The organism is Vibrio sp. 1402, from assembly GCF_033340275.1.
Map to the genome: position 1 here is coordinate 1 of NZ_JAWOWE010000339.1, position 656 is coordinate 656.

A 656-nucleotide genomic window follows, 5' to 3' on the forward strand; every position below is an offset into this window, starting at 1 on the left:
TGACTTGCATACGCGGATCTTTGCTGATCGAATCAAACGTATTTTTGAGCTGCTGATAGGTGTCGCCTTCGACTTTTACTTCATCAAGTAGGCTCACCACTTCCAAGATTTTTCGCTCGGTTAATGGTTCTCCTCGGTAGCCTGACGGACTGACTAATGAATAAGCCAAAAGCGCGGTTTCTGGTTTTTCTTCCTTAAGCAGTGCCTGCTTCAAGTCGAGGTGCGTTTTGATATTTTCTTGGAAGAACTTGGTGTATTTTTTTCTTAATACGCCTTCGCTAACAGAAGCAAACTTGTGGCCTTTATGGAACGTAGATGGCTCTTTGACTTCGCCTCTTTTGCTGATTACTCGGTCATCTTTTTGCGCGGCAATGGCACGAAACTGTTCCAAATCGGGTACTGGGCTTTGACTGATTTTTTGCGTTGTATTCACCATAACTCCCTCCTACACACGCAGTGGTTGAACATGACTTTGTTCATGATTTGAAGTGGCTGAAAGATCTTGATCCAACATGGCAAAACGCGCTTGCCAAAGTTCGGTCTGTTCGATGATTTCGTGGAACCAAACTGTCAGATTGGCTGAGTTAAGATGCTCGGTAGGTTGGCGACCCACTAAGACAAGTTGTCGACCATTCGGGGCGAGCGATAACGCCAAG

2 pseudogenes are annotated in these 656 nt (G+C 45.6%); both read right to left on the reverse strand.

Going from position 1 to position 656, the window contains the following annotated elements:
• Nucleotides 1–436, reverse strand: a pseudogene (gene vopQ / locus R7044_RS25935) (type III secretion system effector VopQ); the annotation flags it as partial.
• Nucleotides 437–445: 9 nt separating this feature from the next.
• Nucleotides 446–656: pseudogene (gene vecA, locus R7044_RS25940) on the reverse strand (CesT family type III secretion system chaperone VecA); the annotation flags it as partial.